Below are 16829 nucleotides of genomic sequence, written 5' to 3' on the forward strand. Positions count from 1 at the left end.
TTGCGGGACTTGATACCCACGTCCAGGGCCGGAGCCCAGCCCTCAGAAGCCGAGCTTCCTCAGCTGCTTGGGGTCGCGCTGCCAGTCCTTGGCCACCTTCACGTGCAGGTCGAGGAAGACGGGCGTACCCAGAAGGGCCTCGATCTGCTTGCGGGACTTGATGCCGACCTCCTTCAGGCGCTTGCCCTTGGGGCCGATGATGATGCCCTTCTGGCTGGGGCGCTCGATGTAGACATTGGCGTGGATGTCCAGCAGAGGGCGGTCCGCCGGGCGGTCCTCGCGCGGGAGCATCTCCTCGACGACCACGGCGATGGAGTGCGGCAGCTCGTCGCGGACGCCCTCCAGCGCCGCCTCGCGGATGAGTTCCGCGATCATGACCTGCTCGGGCTCGTCCGTGAGGTCGCCCTCGGGGTAGAGGGCCGGGCCCTCGGGGAGGAGCGGGATCAGGAGGTCGGCCAGCAGATCCACCTGCTTGGCCCCCACCGCCGACACCGGGACGATCTCCGCCCACTCGATACCCAGCTCCTTGCCCAGCTGGTCGATCGCGATCAGCTGCGCGGCGAGGGCCTTGGAGTCGACCAGGTCGGTCTTGGTGACGATCGCGACCTTCGGGGCCTTCCTGATCCCGGCCAGCTCCTTCGCGATGAAGCGGTCACCGGGGCCGATCTTCTCGTTCGCCGGGAGGCAGAAGCCGATCACGTCGACCTCGGCCCACGTCGTCCGTACGACGTCGTTGAGCCGCTCGCCGAGCAGCGTGCGCGGCTTGTGGAGCCCGGGGGTGTCCACGAGGATCAACTGCGCGTCGGGCCGGTGCACGATCCCGCGTACCGTGTGCCGCGTCGTCTGCGGCTGGTCCGCGGTGATCGCCACCTTCTGCCCGACCAGAGCGTTCGTGAGGGTGGACTTGCCCGCGTTGGGACGGCCCACGAAGCAGGCGAAGCCGGCACGGTGGACGGCCTCGGCCGACTGCTCGGATGACTGGGTACGCACGCTCATGCCGTTCATTGTCCCTGATCCACGACCCCCGGCCGCACCGTGAGTTTTCGGTAACCCTCAGGCAATGAAACGTCACGGAAACACACCCGTACGCAACCGGAAACGCACACCGGTGACTCTCTGACGCAGCCCTGACACCGTTGGAGACGCCCGTGACCCTCGCCGCCGCGCCCCGAGTGAACACCGGCGACACCGCCTGGCTCCTCGCCGCGACCGCCCTCGTCCTGCTGATGACGCCGGGCCTGGCCCTGTTCTACGGCGGCATGGTCCGCACGAAGAGCGTCCTCAACATGCTGATGATGAGCTTCGTGTCGATCGCCCTGGTCACGGTGGTCTGGCTGGCCGCCGGCTACTCCCTCGCCTTCGGCGACGACATCGGCGGCGGACTGATCGGCGGCCTCGGCCACGCCGGCATGGCGCACATCACGCCGAGCAGCGTCCACGGCACGGTCCCGACCCTCCTCTTCGCCACCTTCCAGCTGACCTTCGCGATCATCACGGCCGCCCTGATCAGCGGCGCGGTCGCCGACCGTACGAAGTTCTCGGCGTGGCTGGTCTTCGTCCCGGTGTGGACCCTGGTCGTATACGTCCCCGTCACCCACTGGGTGTGGGGCCCCGGTGGCTGGATTCTGGACAAGCTCGGCGCGCTCGACTTCGCGGGCGGTCTGCCCGTCGAGATCACCTCCGGCGCCTCCGGTCTCGCCCTCTGCCTGGTCCTCGGGCCCCGGCTCGGGTTCAAGAAGGACGCCATGCGGCCCCACAACCTCCCCATGGTGATCCTCGGCGCCGGTCTGCTCTGGTTCGGCTGGTTCGGTTTCAACGCGGGCAGCGCCCTCGGCGCGAACGGCCTCGCCGCGGCCGCCTTCCTCAACACCATGGCCGCCGGCTGCACCGGACTGCTCGGCTGGCTCTTCGTGGAGCAGAAGAGGGACGGCCACCCCACCACGCTCGGCGCCGCCTCCGGCGCGGTCGCCGGCCTGGTCGCGATCACCCCGTCCTGCGGCACGGTCTCCCTGCTCGGCGCCCTCGTCGTGGGCCTGGCGGCCGGTGTCGTCTGCAGTTACGCGGTGAGCTGGAAGTTCAGGCTGAACTACGACGACTCCCTGGACGTCGTCGGCGTCCACCTGGTCGGCGGCGTCATCGGCACCCTGCTGATCGGCCTGTTCGCCGAGAAGGCGATGACCGGCGGCACCGAGGGCCTCTTCTACGGCGGCGGACTCGCCCCGCTCGGCAGGCAGGCGCTGGCCGTGGTCGTCGTGGCGGCGTACGCCTTCGCGGTGACGTACGGCCTGGGCAAGCTGCTCGACAAGGCTATGGGCTTCCGGGCGAGCGAGGAGCAGGAGCACACCGGCCTGGACCTTACGGTGCACGCGGAGACGGCATACGATCACGGCGTCCTGGGCCACGGCGCCCCGGTCAGCGCGTCCGTCGTCCCCTCCGTCCAGAAGGTCAAGCCGCAGGCATGAAGCTCATCACCGCCATCGTCAAGCCGTACCGCCTCGACGAGGTCAAGACCTCCCTGCAGGAGCTGGGCGTGCACGGGCTGACCGTGACCGAGGCCAGCGGCTACGGCCGGCAGCGCGGCCACACCGAGGTGTACCGGGGCGCCGAGTACCGGGTCGACCTGGTGCCGAAGGTGCGCATCGAGGTCGTCGTGGAGGACGCGGACGCCGACGCCGTGATCGACGCGATCGTCAGGGCCGCGCGGACGGGGAAGATCGGGGACGGGAAGGTGTGGTCCGTGCCCGTGGAGACGGTCGTACGGGTGCGGACCGGCGAGCACGGCCCCGACGCGCTCTGACCAGCAGCACCCCGGCCGTCAGGCCCGCCGCGAACACGAGCCCGGCGAACAGCCACGGCAGCGCGAGGAACGAGGCGCTCGCCGACTGCCGGGTGCCGGGCGCGCGGGCGGTCAACGTCACGTCCCCCCAGTCGAGTTGGGGCGCCCCGGACCATGTCTCGGTGAGGCGTACCCGCTGTCCCGGCAGCAGCTGGGAGGGGACCCGGGTGAGGGTGCGGTCGAGCAGCGTACGGCCGAACAGCCCGCGTGCCTTCAGCTCCACCTTCGGGTCGACGGTGACGTTGCCGGTGTTGCGCAGGGTGTACGAGATGGTCGCCGTACTGGCGCCGAGGCCGGGAATCAGCGGCTGATGATGGCTGATCCGCACGTGCTCGACCGAGACCGCCGGGAGCGTGGGCCCGCTGACCCGGAGATAGACGCGGGCGCCGACGGCCCGCTGCACACCGAGGGCGAGCGAGCCGCTGCCGGGGTCGATCCTCCCCCACTCTCGGCTTCGCTCGAGCGGGTGGACCCCCACGTCGAGGGCGACGACGGCACCGGGATGGTCACCGGGTTCGGCCCCGTCGGGCACCCGCAGGGTGAAGGGCACGGTGACGGTCGTGTGCCCCGGCACGGTGATCCGGGACTTCGCGGGCTTCGCCCAGGCGCCCACGCCGCTCATCCGTTCCGTCAGGCCGCGCACGGCGAAGCCGCCGTCGCGGGCGGTGTTGTAGGCGTCGGCGGCGTAGAGGCGGAAGGTGAGCGGGCCGCCGGTCTTGTTCTGGACGGCGACCTGGTCGGTGAGGGTCTGGCCGGGGTCGGCGGAGAGATAGAAGTACGGGCGCGCCGCGATCTTCGAGGCGACGGGGTAGACGGACCAGCTGCCGTTGTCGGCGGCGTGCGCGGGCGTGGCCTGCCAGGCGAGCAGGAGGCCGAGGAGGCTCAGGAGGAGGGCGTACGGCTTGCGCATGGGTGCGGACCCCCGGTGAGAGAAGGGGAGACGGGCGGGTGCGGACGCCCGTACGCTCGGATTCAGGTGAGCGTCAGCGTGAGCACACCGGAGTACGAGCCCGGAGGCGTGAACGCCGGTACGTCCAGGGAGAGTCCGGCGTCGACGGTGAACTCACCGCCGGTGAGCGTGCCGTCGGACGTCGACGCGAGGGTCGCTCCCGAGCTGCCCACGGTGCCCGCCGAACCGGCCTTGCAGGTGCTGGGGCTGCCCGCCTTGGTCGCGCAGGCGGGAGTCCAGCCGAGCTTCCCGGCGTCGATCTTGGCGCCGGGACCGGAGATGTCGGTGACCTTGCCGGTGAGCGACCAGCCGGCCGGTCCGCCACGGAAGTCCTTGACGGTGACGGTCTGGAGCTTGCCGGTGGAGGCCCCGCCCTGGCCGAAGTCGACCGACGACAGCGCGACGGAGTCCCCGGCCTGGGACATGGACAGCGTGCCCGCCTTGACGGTGGTCGTCAGCTTCTGACTGCCCGGTGGAACGGGCGTCGTGTCGTTGACGACGTAGGCGGCGGGCCCGGCCCCCTTGTCCGCGCTCCAGGAGCCGCCCTCGTAGGCCACGATCCCGGTGGTCGTCTTGTCGTTGACGACGAGGGAACCGCTGAAGGAGCCCTGCGCGTTGGCGGTGACGGTGGCGGTGTCGGCGGTCTGCTTGTCCCCGGACCGTCCGGCGAGGGTGACGGTCGCCCCCGGAGTGAAGTTGCCGCCGCTGACGGTGACACCGGCACCCGGGTTACCGGAGGCCGAACTCAGCGTGATGGTACGGGTGTTGGCCGGGGTGCCGGAGGTCGCCGTGACGGTCTCGGACACCGGGGCGGGCGGACTGGTGACCGTGCAGGGGGTGTCCAGCTCCAGGATGTAGCTGGTGTGGATGTTGTAGTCACCGGGCGAGAGGGTGATCTGGCCGGGCTTGGTGACGGTGAACGTGCCGGTCATGGAGAAGGACGGGAAGGCGGCCTTCCCGGGGACCGGCGGATTCTTCTTGGGCCCCGCGACGGTGACGTCCCCGGTCTGGGCCCCGCCGAGGGTGACCTTGCCGGTCGGGGTCATGATGTCGGCGGGCAGGGCGAGGTCGGTGGGGTTGCTCGCGGCCGCGGTGACCACGGTGTAGGTCACGGTGACGGTGTCGCCGACCTTCGGACTGACGTTGTCCACCGAGATGCCGGCGGTCGTGGTGCCGTCGATCGGCGGGATGCCGGCGACGGCGGGCGGGATGCAGTGCGTGGCGAAGTTCACGTTCGTACCGGCGGCACCGGCCGGACAGGCCAGCGCGCCGCCCGCGGTGACCGCGAGGGCGGTCGCCCCGAACAGTGAGATCCAGCGCCACCGTAGGGATCTCCGTGGTCTTGGGGGTGTGGCACCCATGGGCCCCCTCCTGAGGGTCGCGGGCGCAGCGGCTCGTCTGCGCCGACAGGGGGCATTGATGTGGAGCGGGGGTGAGAAGTCAATGGAGATGCCGCAGAAATCTGACGGATCATCAGTTTCTGCGGCATCCGGAACAGATCGCTCAGCTCGGTCAGTTGGACGGATCAGTCGAAGACGAAGGGGCCGGGCGACTGCGGACCACTGGCGGTACAGGTCACGGTGATCCCGAAGATGACCATCTTCAGGGAGCCGCCGTAGGCGTCGAGGCTGTCACCGGAGGCGACGGTGCCGGGGAGCGGGCCGACGCTGACGGCGTCGCCGGTGTTCATGGCGGGGTTCTTCGTCCCGCTGAACGCCACTGATCCGCCACCGGACTTGGCCAGGGTGAGGGTGGAGGAGATGGAGTCCTTGGCGACCGCGACCGGCGCCGTGATCGCGGAGGAGGTGAGGGTGATGGTGGCCGAGGTGCCGCTCTGGGTGGCGGTGAGCGTGGCCGAACCGCCGCCGAAGATGCCGCAGCTCGCGGTGATGGTCGCCGACTGTGGGGTGACGGCGGCCGCGGAGGGCGCGAAGGCGAGACCGGTGACCGCGAGGGCCCCGGCGGCCAGTGCCGCACCCATTGCCGTGCGCTTGCCTCTCATGGAGATCCGCTTCCCTTCCCTATGGTGGGGAGTGCCATGTGGGGGGCCGACGGACGAGGAGGCCTGAGCAGGCGGGTGCGGGCACACTGCGCGGCGGTGCGGATCTGACGGTCCGTCGGAAAGTTACGGCTCCATTGACGCGCAAGGGCGAGAACCCAACAAGGTTGAAATCCGGCCGACCTTTCGTTCGGCGGTGTCGGCCCGCCCACCGGTCTGTGCGCGGCTGCGAGGTGCGGGGCCGGGCGGTAAATTGAGGAACGGGCGTGGTGGCGGATTTCCACCGGGTACAGGCGCGTCGGCCCTCTCGACAAGGAGCCGAACATCATGCCCAAGTCCGTCCGCCTCGGCATCATCCGGGCCCGGCACGACACCACCGTGCCCGTCATCCCCGATCCCGCCTGCATCGCCATGCTCATGACCGGCGACCACGCCCTGCTGCGGTTCTGGGAGGAGACCACCCGGGGTTACCTCGACTTCGTCGACTCGACGATGTTCCCGTGGGTCGACATGACCATCGGGGCCGACACCTCCCGGGGCGCCCAGGCCCGCGCCGCCGTCGACGCGCTGCGCGCCCGGTTCCCCAACCCCCCGGAGTGGCCCGGCCTCAACGGCCTGATCGTCGTCACCCACCCGGGACGGCGGACCATGCCGAACCCCAAGGCGGGGCAGCCGGGCCAGCCTGCCACGGTCACACAGACCTTCGACGGCGGCTCGTCCGGTGTCGACGGGTTGCCGGTCGCCGTGCTTCCGGTGATGTCGAGCGACCTCACCTTCATGTGCCACGAGGTCGGCCACGGCCTCGGCCTGGACCACACCTTCGGGCTCGACAACAACGGCACCGACTGGGATCCGACCGACGCCACCATCATCGTCGGCCAGGAGTACGGCTCCCCCTACGACCTGATGTCGTCGGCCACCTTCGCGGCCCTCTTCCTCGGCCCGGGGCCGTTCTACTCCGGCCAGCCGACCTTCACCGGGCCGACGGTCACCGACTGGCCGTACGCCGGCGCCTACGGCATGGGCCCGCACCTCGCGCGCGCGAACCTGCACCTGTTCATGCCGGACGCGCTGGCCGGCCGGGTGGCCGAGGCGTCCTTCCCGCAGCCGGGCGCACCGGTCACCGCACGCATCGTGCCGGCGTCCGCGTCGAACGGCACGTGCCTGCTCGCGCTGCACCCGCCCGGCGAGCCGGCCAACGGGGTGGGCCGGGTCTACGTCGAGTACCGCGTCCCGGCGGGCTGGGACGCCGGCATGGACCCACTGGGGCCGAGCCTTTCGCGGGAAGGGGTGGTCGTCCACTCGATCGTCGACGTCGCCAACAAGGGGCCGCGCGCGTGGTACCGGGGATCGGTACCGACGGAGTCGCCGGACACCGATGTCGCCGTCGCCATGACACCGCTCGTCGTACGCGCCGTAGCCGTCGATCCCGAGCGGCAGTGGGTGGACCTGTCGGTCACGGCGGGCGCGGCGAAGGCGGTCGAGATCGTCCGGGGACTCCAGACCGACGACGTGGTCGGCCCCGTCGGTGAGGTCCAGGAGACCACGACACCGTGCGGCGACACCGTCCGCCGGGGGACCTTCGCCACCTCGACGACCGCCCGCCTCGGTGTGCGCAGCACGGGCTTCGGCGGCAGCGGCGAGCCCGTCGACCCGCAGCCCTCGATCGCCTGGACCGTCGGAGGCGTGCCGCTGAGCGCGCCGAGCGGGAACGTCGGAGTTCAAGCGGACGGGACGGCGTTCACGCTCGACTACACGATCGACCCGGTCATGTTCGAGCTCACGCTCACCTCCCGGGGCGGGGAGCGCTACGAGACGCCCGCGGTGGTGACGGTCAGCGGGGACGGGACGACGGCGTCCGCCACCGCCGTGTTCACGGCGCAGGGGTGGGTCGAGGGAATCGATCCCGACGACGCGCAGAAGTTCGGTGACTGCCTGCTCCGGATCACGCAGCGGTTCCGGCGGATGCCCGCGCCGTTCCGCAGGCCGACGCCCGAGCCGCCGTGGAGCGACCTGGCGACGCGTCGGCTGGCCGAAGAGGCCTGGCTGAGGCAGGCGTTCCGGCTGATCGCCGAGCCGCCGGACCTCGACGCCACCGGCCGTGGCGCGCTGAGCCGGCTCCTCCAGGTGCAGGCGCCGCCCACCGCGTTCATCGACGCGCTGGGGGAGGCGGCCGTCGACTACAGCGTGCCGGAGGCGGACCTCACCGACTGGCTCCGGAACCCCGGGTTCACCCCTTACCCGGCGTTCGCCCAGTCGCTGCTGCTGAGGCTGGACAGCACACGGTTGAAGCGTCCGGTGTTCCTGGACGTCATCGCGTTCAACTACGAGAACTCGCCGGGGAAGCCGTCGCCGCGTCTCCTGGAGGACGTGGACACGGCCGTCCTGGAGGCGGCCGTGGTCGAGGGCTGGAACGTCCGGTACGGGGAGACGGCGTCGGAGTTCGGCGAGTTGTTGGCGTGATGGTGCTGCTCGCGGGTCATGACGTTGCCGACGTGGCGTCGGTCAGCGGCTTCCGCGGGTAGGCGCGGAGCACGAGGGACGTGGTGACAGGGCCGTAACGGGCGAGTGCGTCGACGACTTCCTCGAGTCGTCCTGCCTGCGGGCAGTGGACGTCGAAGATCAGGCAGTCCTCCCCGGTGACTCTGAGCGTGGAGACGATCTCGGGGGTCCGGGAGGCGAGGTCCAGGGCGCGCGCGAGCTGGGCGTGTGTGGTGCGCAGCCGGATGACCGCGTGGATGTTCAGCCCGAGGGCCGCGGGGTCGACCACGGCTCGGTAGCCGGTGATGACGCCGTTCTTCTCCAGCCGTTGGATGCGCGCGGCGGCCGCGGGCTGCGAGAGTCCGACGCGGCGCCCCACCTCCGCGCCGGTCAGCCGGCCGTCGGTCTGGAGCAGGGCCAGGATGTCCCGGTCCGTTCGGTCGAGTGATTCCATCGTTGTCCGCACCACTTTCTTTGAGATCACTTGTCCCTCTGCCGCGGTCCTGATGCTTCCCACAGAATCTGTGCCGGGCGCCCCCGTGATCGCGGGGAGCGACGAGTGAAAAGGTGGTGGGCAGTGGTCGCGTACGTCGTCATCCCCGGTATCGACGGCTCGGACGGGCAGCACTGGCAGTCCTTGTGGGAGCGGCAGTGGGGTGCCTCGGCGCTGCGGATCTCCCCCGCCTCGTGGTCCGCCCCCGACCTGGATGACTGGGTCGACGCCGTCCAGGAGGCGTACGACGACGCTTGCCGGCAGGACAGCCGTGTGGTGCTGGTGGCCCACAGCCTGGGCTGCTGGGCGGTGTCCGCCTGGCTGAACAGGAACCCCTCGAGCCCGGCGGGCGGCGCGTTCCTGGTCGCGCCGCCCGACCCGCACGGACCGGCGTTCCCGCGGCAGGCGGCCGCGACGTTCCTGGAGGTCTCCGCACAGCCCTTGCCGTGCCCGGCTCTGGTGGTGGGCAGCACCGACGACCCGTACTGCACCCCCGAGGCAGCCGCCGGCTTTGCCGCGCGGTGGGCGGCACAGTGGCACCTGGCGGGCACGTGCGGACACATCAACTCCGCCAGCGGCCTGGGGGCGTGGCAGTACGGCCGTGAACTCCTGGACTCGCTGACCCGGAAGTGATCAACCACCACGGCCGGCCGAGTCGGGTGGGCGGCTGGGCGAAGTGGGTGGTTCAGCCTGCGGAGACCGTCCGTCGGACCTCGCCGTCCAGCCCGGCGAGCAGCACCGGCGTCTGCGGCCCACCGAGGTCGGAAACGGCGGCGAGATCCTCCGTCGGCACGGACTCCGCCTCGCTCACGACCGCCGCCGCCTCCAGCGACGTGGCCCCGGACGCCACCGCCATGGCCACGGCGGTACGCAGCGCGCTCAGCCGCAGCGAGGCCAGTTCCACCGACCCGGCGACATAGGTACGCCCCGTCTCGTCCCGTACGGCCGCCCCCTCCGGCACACCGTTGCGGGCCCGTGCGGAACGGGCCAGGGTGACGATCTTGCGGTCCTCGGGGTCAAGCGCGTTGCTCTCGGTCATGCCCAGAGCATACGAAGCCGGGCCCCGTTCACCCCGCCACGGGGTACATCGCGCCCCGCCGCCCCTCCGGAGACGCCAGCCACTCCAGCTTCTCCGCGGTGTTCGCCTCGTCCAGCGGGGTGTGCAGGACGATCGACAGATCCGGGCGGACCGGGACCTTCAGCGCCGTGGACTCCACGACCAGCAGCCCGGCCAGCGGATGGTCCAGCTCCTTGCGGATCTGCCCCTGGTCCTCGATGTCCCGCTCGGCCCACAGCGCCACGAACTCCGGGCTCGCCGCGCTCACCTCGGCCAGCACCGCCTGGAACCCCTCATCGTCCGGCCGCGCCGCACACGCGGCCCGGAACTGCGCCACGACCGTACGCGCGTTCCGCTCCCAGCTGTGGCTGCGCGAGCGGTACAGCGGGTCGGTGAAGAAGTCGATGAGGCAGTTCTGTGTGATGTCCGACCGCATGCCGAGCACGATCGCGGCCGCGTCGTTGTACATCACGCAGTTGTAGTACAGGTCCATGATGTGCGCCGGGAATGGCATCCAGGCGTCGATCAGCCGCCGCAGCCCGTCGCACATGTGCCGCTTCTCCGGCGCCACTTCGGGCGTCGGCGGGTTCATCCCGGCCAGCAGGTACAGATGCCGGCGCTCGGCGTCGCTCAGCCGCAGCACCCGGGCCACGGCGTCGAGCACCGACGGCGAGACGGAGATCTCCCGCCCCTGCTCCAGCCACTGGTACCAGGAGGCGCCCACCCCGGCCAGTACGGCGACCTCCTCGCGGCGCAGTCCGGGCGTACGGCGCCGGCCCCCGCCCGCCGGCAGCCCGGCCTCCTCGGGGCTGACCCGGGCGCGCCGGCTCATCAGGAACTCCCGCAGTTCGTCGCGCCGATGACTCCTCATCGCCTCAACAGCAGGCACGTACGGCCACTCCCCCGTCACGTCGTGTCTGGTGGTGCCACCACCACCATAAGTTCCGACTCCCCACCCGTATTCCGCCGGCCCGAAGCTCTAGGCATGGCGATCGACACCACCACCCAACCCACCTCCACCACGGGCACTCCGCTCGACACCCCCCGGCCGCCCCGGTTGTCGACGCGTGACAAGCTCGTCCTGTTCGTGCTGTGCGCGGCCCAGTTCATGGTCGCGCTGGACTTCTCCGTCCTGAACGTGGCCCTGCCCGAGCTCGGCACCGACCTCGGCATGAGCCGCTCGGCGCTGCAGTGGGCGGTCACCGCGTTCGCGCTGCCGTCCGGCGGTTTCCTTCTCCTCTTCGGCCGGATCGGCGACCTGTACGGCCGCCGCAAGCTGTTCCTGACCGGCCTCGCCGTGTTCGGCGCGGCCTCGCTGCTGGCGACCCTGGCCTGGGACCCGGCGTCGTTCCTCGCCGGACGCGCCCTGCAGGGCCTCGGCGCCGCGGCGATCGTCCCGACCGCGATGTCCCTGCTGACCACCACCTTCCCGGAGGGTCCGGCCCGCGACCGTGCCCTCGGTATCGCCGGCACGGTGATGTCGCTGGGCTACACGGTCGGCATGGTCGCGGGCGGGATGCTGACCGACGCACTCGGCTGGCGCTCCACGATGGCCCTGCTCACCCTGTCCGCGCTGGTCGTGCTGCCGCTGGCGCCGGGTCTGCTGCCGGAGTCGCGCACCCCGCAGCGGCCGCGCCTGGACGTGCCCGGCGCGGTCACCGTCACCACCGGTCTGCTGTCGCTGATCTACGCCCTGTCCACGGCCGCCGACCACGGCTTCGCCCGCCCGGACGTCATCACGACGCTGATCGCGGGTGTGCTCCTGCTGGCCGCGTTCACGGTCGTCGAATCCCGCAGCCAGTCGCCCCTGGTCTCGCTGCCGATGCTGCGCCGGCGCACGGTGGCGTGGGGCAACGCGGGCGGTCTGGTCACCTTCTCGATGATGTCGACGGTGATCTTCGTGCTGACCCTGTACCTCCAGGACATCCTGCGCCTGTCGGCGTTCGAGACGGGCCTGGTCTTCGGTGTCCAGGGCGTGCTGTCGGCCGTCGCCGGCGCGCTCGCCCCGAAGGTGATCGGCCGTTTCGGCGCCCGCCGTACCCTGGTGGGCTCGCTGACCGGCCAGGGCGCGCTGATCGCGGCGCTGCTCCCGCTCAACTCCCACGTCTGGTCGGTGTGGCTGGCCACGGCCGCGGTGTCCCTGGCCAGCATGTTCCACCTGGGCGCGATCATCTCGTACGGCCTGACCGTCACCTCCGGCGTCCCGGACGAGGAGCAGGGCCTGGCCACGGGTCTGGTGACCTCCACCCAGCAGGTCGGCATCACGATCGGCATCCCGCTGCTGGGCGTGCTGGCCACCACGTCCCACGACCTGCTGAGCGGCGTCCACACGGTCCTGGCCCTGGACGCGGGCGTGGTCCTCGCGGCCGCCGTCCTGGTCGGCCTGGGCCTCAGGTCACGGACCGGGTCACGGACGGTCGAGCCGCAGCCGCTCGGCTCGCGGTAGACCGGCGACGACCAGGTCGTACGAGTCCTCGATCAGCTCCCGGACCAGCCGGTCCGGGAGCTTCCCGTCGACCGTCACGGTGTTCCAGTGCCGCTTGTTCATGTGCCACCCGGGGACGATCAGCCCCTCGTGCTCGTCCCGCAGCCGTACGGCGTCCTCGGGGTCGCACTTGAGATTGATCGTCAGGGGCCGCGCGCCCAGGTTCGTCAGCGCGAACATCTTGCCCAGCACCTTGAACACCGAGGTCTCCGGGTTGAACGGGAAGTCCTCCACGGCCGCGTTGAAGGACAGACAGAAGGCACGCAACTGCTCGGGGCTCACTCGGACTTCTCCTCCTCGGTGGGCTCGACCAGGACCGTCACGATCTTGTTCCGGCGGCCGGCGGCGGCCTCCGCGGTGAGCTTCAGGCGGCGTTCGTCGGGCAGTTCGACCATCGCGGACGCGCCCGCGATGGGGACGCGGCCGAGGGCCTTGGCGAGCAGTCCGCCGACGGTCTCCACGTCCTCGTCGTCGTACTCCTCCAGGCCGTACAGCTCGCCGAGGTCGGTGATGTCGAGGCGGGCCGTCACCCGGAAGCGGTCGTCGCCGAGGTCCTCGACCGGCGGGAGTTCACGGTCGTACTCGTCGGTGATCTCGCCGACGATCTCCTCGAGGATGTCCTCGATGGTGACGATGCCGGCGGTGCCGCCGTACTCGTCGATGACGACGGCGACGTGGTTGCGTTCCTTCTGCATCTCGCGCAGCAGGTCGCCGGCGTTCTTGGTGTCGGGCACGAAGACGGCGGGCCGCATGGCGGTGGAGACCAGGTCGCTCTCGGTGTCCCGGCTGATGTGCGTCTTGCGGACCAGGTCCTTCAGGTACACGATCCCGACGATGTCGTCCTCGCTCTCGCCGGTGACCGGTATCCGGGAGAAGCCCGAGCGCAGGGCCAGCGTCAGCGCCTGCCGGATGGTCTTGTACCGCTCGATGACGACGAGGTCCGTCCTCGGCACCATCACCTCGCGCACGAGCGTGTCGCCGAGCTCGAAGACCGAGTGCACCATGCGGCGCTCCTCGTCCTCGATCAGCGACTCCTTCTCGGCGAGGTCGACCAGCGCGCGCAGCTCCGCCTCGGAGGCGAACGGGCCGCGCCGGAAGCCCTTGCCGGGCGTCAGCGCGTTACCGAGGAGGATGAGCAGGGACGGGATCGGGCCCATCACGCGGGCGAGCGGCAGCAGCACGTACGCCGCCACGGTCGCCGTGTTGAGGGGGTGCTGGCGGCCGATGGTGCGGGGCGACACGCCGACGGCGACGTACGACACGAGCACCATGACCCCGATGGCGACCAGCAGCGCCTCCCAGGTGGCGGTGAACTCCTGGAGGCAGGCGTACGTCACCAGGGCGGCGGCCGCCATCTCGCAGGCGACGCGGACCAGCAGGGCGACGTTGAGATAGCGGGTGGGGTCGGCGGCGACCTGGGCGAGCTTGCCGCTGCCGCGCCGGCCGGACTTGACGGCCTCCTCGGCGCGGAAGGTGGACACCCGCGCGAGGCCCGCCTCCGCGCAGGCGGCGAGCCAGGCGACGACGACCAGCGCGATCGCGCCGATCACGATCTGCGGGGACATGGGACGACCGATCCGCTTACGAGACCGTCGGCGCCGGCGACGGGCCGGTCAACCCGTGCTCGGCCCGCCATCCGTCGACGATGGCGGCCTGGAGCCCGAACATCTCGGCCTTCTCGTCGGGCTCCTCGTGGTCGTACCCGAGCAGGTGCAGCACGCCATGGACGGTGAGCAGTTGGAGCTCCTCGTCCATGGAGTGCTGCGTCGGGGCTTCCGCCCCCTGCTTGGCGGCGACCTCCGGGCACAGCACGATGTCGCCGAGCAGCCCCTGCGGCGGCTCCTCGTCGTCCTTCGACGGCGGCCGCAGCTCGTCCATCGGGAACGACATGACATCGGTCGGACCCGGCAGGTCCATCCACTGGATGTGCAGCTGCTCCATGGCGTCGGCGTCCACGACGATCACCGAGAGCTCGGAGAGCGGGTGGATGCGCATCCGCGCGAGCGCGTAGCGGGCGATGTCGAGGATCGCCTGCTCGTCGACCTCGGTACCGGACTCGTTGTTGACGTCGATCGACATGGTCGTGCTGGTCTACTTCCCCTTGTGCCCGGACTTGCCCCGGCTCTTCTGCATGCCGTTCTGGGTCCCGTGCGAGTCGTCGTACTTCTCGTACGCGTCGACGATACGGCCCACCAGCTTGTGCCGTACGACGTCCTGCGAGGACAGCCGGGAGAAGTGGACGTCCTCGACGCCGTCGAGGATCTCCTGCACCTGCCGCAGACCGGACCTGGTGCCGTTCGGCAGGTCGACCTGGGTCACGTCACCGGTGATGACGATCTTCGAGTCGAAGCCGAGGCGGGTGAGGAACATCTTCATCTGCTCGGGGCTCGTGTTCTGGGCCTCGTCCAGGATGATGAAGGCGTCGTTGAGCGTGCGACCACGCATGTACGCGAGCGGCGCGACCTCGATGGTCCCGGCGGCCATGAGCCGCGGGATGGAGTCCGGGTCGAGCATGTCGTGCAGCGCGTCGTACAGCGGGCGCAGATAGGGGTCGATCTTCTCGTAGAGCGTGCCCGGCAGGAAGCCGAGGCGCTCGCCGGCCTCGACCGCGGGACGGGTCAGGATGATCCGGTTCACCTGCTTGGACTGCAGGGCCTGGACGGCCTTGGCCATGGCCAGGTAGGTCTTTCCGGTACCGGCGGGGCCGATGCCGAAGACGATCGTGTGCTTGTCGATCGCGTCGACGTACCGCTTCTGGTTGAGGGTCTTCGGGCGGATCGTGCGGCCTCGCGAGGACAGGATGTTCTGCGTCAGCACCTGGGCCGGGGTCTCCGGGCCGTCGCTCGTCCCGTTCTCGCTCGCCTTGAGCATGGCGATCGAGCGTTCCACTGCGTCCTCCGTCATCGGCTGCCCGGTGCGGAGCACCAGCATCATCTCGTCGAACACGCGCGAAATGAGGGCGACGTCGCTGGGGTCGCCGGCCGCGCTGATCTCATTGCCCCGGACGTGTATGTCGGCCCCCGGGAAGGCCCTCTCGATCACACGCAGGAGAGAGTCGCCGGAACCCAGCACGGTCACCATGGGGTGCTGGGCGGGGACCGTGAACTGCGCTCTCGCCTGCTCCTGCGAAGGGGTGTGAGCTGTGGATGTCTGTGTCATGGGCCGGCGCTGAAGGCCTGCGCTTCCTCCTCGTCACGGCCACCTGGCTGAGGGCGGCCTCGCGATTCAAGGGTACGACGGGGGGCTGACAAGCCCGTAGGGCTTTTCACAGACCTCCACGGCCGGCGGCAACCCCACCCGTCCGTCACCCCGAGCGACGGAACCCGATCGTCGGCACCGCCCGCCGCAGCGGCCAGGCCCGGTCCAGCTCCTCCGGCACCAGGCCCTCGAGAAACGCGTACCTCTCCAAGGCCGCCGGGTCCTGCCCCGGCAGGGCCTGTACGCGCCGCCACCACGCCCCGATCTCCGACCACCCCGGCGCCGACAGGGACCCCCCGAACTCCTGCACCGACAGGGCCGCCGTGAGCCCCGCGAAGGCCAGCCGGTCGGCCAGCGGCCACCCCGCCAGGGATCCGGTCACGAACCCGGCGACGAAGACGTCCCCCGCCCCGGTCGGATCCAGCGCCTCCACGGCGATCGCGGGCACCTCGGCCGCCTCCCCGGTCCGCCGGTCCACCGCGTACGCCCCCTCCGACCCGAGCGTCACGACGGCCACCGGCACGTACTCGGTCAGGGCGTGCGCGGCGAGCCGCGGACAGTCGGCCCCGGTGTACCGCTTCGCCTCCTCCGCGTTCGGCAGGAACGCCTCGCAGTGCTCCAGATCGGCGAGGCCCGCCAGATCCCACGCCCCGGTGTCGTCCCAGCCGACGTCGGCGAAGATCCGGGTGCCCTTCCGGGCGGCCTGCGCGATCCAGGGCGCGCGCGTACCCGGCGTCAGCGAGGCGACGGCGGCACGCGCGTGAGGCGGGCAGTCCGGTGCGCCCTCTTGGATCAATGCGGCCTCGGGGGGCGGCTCGTGCCCGTGGGACACCATCGTCCGCTCACCCTCGTACGCCATCGACACCGTCACCGGCGAGTGCCAGCCGGGCACGGTCCGTGAGGCCGACAGGTCGATGCCCTCGCCCTGGGCGAGCGCGTCCCAGCAGTACTCGCCGTAGTGGTCGTCACCGAAGGCCGCGGCGAGGGAGGTCCGCAGCCCGAGCCGGGCCAGCGCGGTGGCCATGTTGGCGACCCCGCCGGGGCTGGAGCCCATGCCCCGGGCCCAGGACTCGGTGCCGCGCACGGGCGCCGAGTCCAGGCCGGTGAAGATGATGTCGAGGAAGACCGTGCCCGTGAGGTAGACGTCCCAGGGCGGGTCGCCGGGTGTGCGCAGCCCGGCGAGCGGGTCGACCTGGGCCTGACAGCGCGCTGCCCTGGTGAGGTGTTCCGGTTCCTCTCCGGTGAGGGTGTGCGAGGCGGTCACGGTGCGCTCCCTGACGTGGTGCGGATCTGGCCAGTGTGCACCAGGGAGCGCTCCGTACAAGGGGCGT

General features: G+C 70.9%; 17 protein-coding genes. 5 read left to right on the forward strand and 12 right to left on the reverse strand.

All coding sequences use genetic code 11. From position 1 onward, the window contains the following. Positions 1-42 precede the first annotated feature (42 nt). On the reverse strand, positions 43-996 hold the full coding sequence (gene era / locus ACH47Z_RS04050) for a GTPase Era (protein ID WP_399070207.1): 954 nt from the start codon (positions 994-996) through the stop codon (positions 43-45). 152 nt (positions 997-1148) lie between these two features. On the opposite strand from era, the gene ACH47Z_RS04055 reads away from it, so the two are divergent. Together ACH47Z_RS04055 and ACH47Z_RS04060 are read left to right on the forward strand one after the other, a co-directional pair. Further along, positions 1149-2462 carry an ammonium transporter gene (locus tag ACH47Z_RS04055; RefSeq protein ID WP_399070208.1) on the forward strand — a complete coding sequence of 438 codons (1314 nt, stop codon included), beginning with the start codon at positions 1149-1151 and terminating at the stop codon, positions 2460-2462. Beyond that, positions 2459-2797, forward strand: a complete 339-nt coding sequence (locus ACH47Z_RS04060) for a P-II family nitrogen regulator (protein ID WP_399070209.1) — start codon at positions 2459-2461, stop codon at positions 2795-2797. Before ACH47Z_RS04055 ends, ACH47Z_RS04060 begins: the two co-directional genes overlap by 4 nt. Here the strand turns inward: ACH47Z_RS04060 and ACH47Z_RS04065 are convergent. The 3 genes from ACH47Z_RS04065 to ACH47Z_RS04075 form a co-directional block, all read right to left on the reverse strand. After that, positions 2691-3746: a WxL protein peptidoglycan domain-containing protein gene (locus ACH47Z_RS04065; protein WP_399070211.1), complete on the reverse strand. Its 1056-nt coding sequence runs from the start codon at positions 3744-3746 to the stop codon at positions 2691-2693. The two genes, ACH47Z_RS04060 and ACH47Z_RS04065, sit on opposite strands and share 107 nt — an antisense overlap. Before the next feature lie 62 nt (positions 3747-3808). Beyond that, positions 3809-5146, reverse strand: coding sequence for a beta-xylosidase (locus ACH47Z_RS04070; protein ID WP_399070213.1), 1338 nt, complete (start codon positions 5144-5146; stop codon positions 3809-3811). A 164-nt stretch (positions 5147-5310) separates the two neighbouring features. Further along, a complete protein-coding gene (locus ACH47Z_RS04075) occupies positions 5311-5787 on the reverse strand; it encodes a hypothetical protein (RefSeq protein WP_399070215.1) in 477 nt (158 codons plus the stop codon). A 324-nt stretch (positions 5788-6111) separates the two neighbouring features. Between ACH47Z_RS04075 and ACH47Z_RS04080 the strand changes: the two genes are divergently transcribed. After that, positions 6112-8247: a hypothetical protein gene (locus ACH47Z_RS04080; RefSeq protein ID WP_399070216.1), complete on the forward strand. Its 2136-nt coding sequence runs from the start codon at positions 6112-6114 to the stop codon at positions 8245-8247. A 16-nt stretch (positions 8248-8263) separates the two neighbouring features. Here ACH47Z_RS04080 and ACH47Z_RS04085 read toward each other — a convergent pair whose 3' ends face one another. Beyond that, entirely contained in the window at positions 8264-8719 is a 456-nt protein-coding gene (locus ACH47Z_RS04085) for an Lrp/AsnC family transcriptional regulator (protein WP_399070218.1), read from the reverse strand. A 123-nt stretch (positions 8720-8842) separates the two neighbouring features. Here ACH47Z_RS04085 and ACH47Z_RS04090 point away from each other — a divergent pair, with 123 nt between their 5' ends. After that, on the forward strand, positions 8843-9391 hold the full coding sequence (locus ACH47Z_RS04090; protein WP_399070220.1) for an RBBP9/YdeN family alpha/beta hydrolase: 549 nt from the start codon (positions 8843-8845) through the stop codon (positions 9389-9391). A gap of 52 nt (positions 9392-9443) precedes the next feature. Here the strand turns inward: ACH47Z_RS04090 and ACH47Z_RS04095 are convergent, their stop codons facing one another. Both ACH47Z_RS04095 and ACH47Z_RS04100 read right to left on the reverse strand, forming a co-directional pair. Beyond that, a complete protein-coding gene (locus tag ACH47Z_RS04095; protein WP_399070222.1) occupies positions 9444-9797 on the reverse strand; it encodes a cytidine deaminase in 354 nt (117 codons plus the stop codon). 28 nt (positions 9798-9825) lie between these two features. Then, positions 9826-10686, reverse strand: coding sequence for a helix-turn-helix transcriptional regulator (locus ACH47Z_RS04100; protein WP_399070378.1), 861 nt, complete (start codon positions 10684-10686; stop codon positions 9826-9828). A 114-nt stretch (positions 10687-10800) separates the two neighbouring features. Between ACH47Z_RS04100 and ACH47Z_RS04105 the strand changes: the two genes are divergently transcribed. Then, positions 10801-12261: an MFS transporter gene (locus ACH47Z_RS04105; RefSeq protein ID WP_399070224.1), complete on the forward strand. Its 1461-nt coding sequence runs from the start codon at positions 10801-10803 to the stop codon at positions 12259-12261. Here the strand turns inward: ACH47Z_RS04105 and ACH47Z_RS04110 are convergent. From ACH47Z_RS04110 to ACH47Z_RS04130, 5 genes are all read right to left on the reverse strand, one after another. Beyond that, positions 12223-12582: an MmcQ/YjbR family DNA-binding protein gene (locus ACH47Z_RS04110; RefSeq protein WP_399070226.1), complete on the reverse strand. Its 360-nt coding sequence runs from the start codon at positions 12580-12582 to the stop codon at positions 12223-12225. The two genes, ACH47Z_RS04105 and ACH47Z_RS04110, sit on opposite strands and share 39 nt — an antisense overlap. Further along, entirely contained in the window at positions 12579-13865 is a 1287-nt protein-coding gene (locus ACH47Z_RS04115; RefSeq protein ID WP_399070227.1) for a hemolysin family protein, read from the reverse strand. The genes ACH47Z_RS04110 and ACH47Z_RS04115 overlap by 4 nt, the downstream gene beginning before the upstream one ends. A gap of 16 nt (positions 13866-13881) precedes the next feature. Further along, positions 13882-14379 carry an rRNA maturation RNase YbeY gene (gene ybeY, locus ACH47Z_RS04120; protein ID WP_399070229.1) on the reverse strand — a complete coding sequence of 166 codons (498 nt, stop codon included), beginning with the start codon at positions 14377-14379 and terminating at the stop codon, positions 13882-13884. Positions 14380-14391: 12 nt separating this feature from the next. Next, positions 14392-15459 carry a PhoH family protein gene (locus tag ACH47Z_RS04125; protein ID WP_399070231.1) on the reverse strand — a complete coding sequence of 356 codons (1068 nt, stop codon included), beginning with the start codon at positions 15457-15459 and terminating at the stop codon, positions 14392-14394. A gap of 145 nt (positions 15460-15604) precedes the next feature. Next, complete coding sequence (locus tag ACH47Z_RS04130) at positions 15605-16762, reverse strand: carbohydrate kinase family protein (RefSeq protein ID WP_399070233.1); 1158 nt, start codon at positions 16760-16762, stop codon at positions 15605-15607. Positions 16763-16829: the final 67 nt, after the last annotated feature.

This window comes from Streptomyces sp. NPDC020192 (assembly GCF_044388685.1).
In the GTDB taxonomy this organism is placed as follows: domain Bacteria; phylum Actinomycetota; class Actinomycetes; order Streptomycetales; family Streptomycetaceae; genus Streptomyces.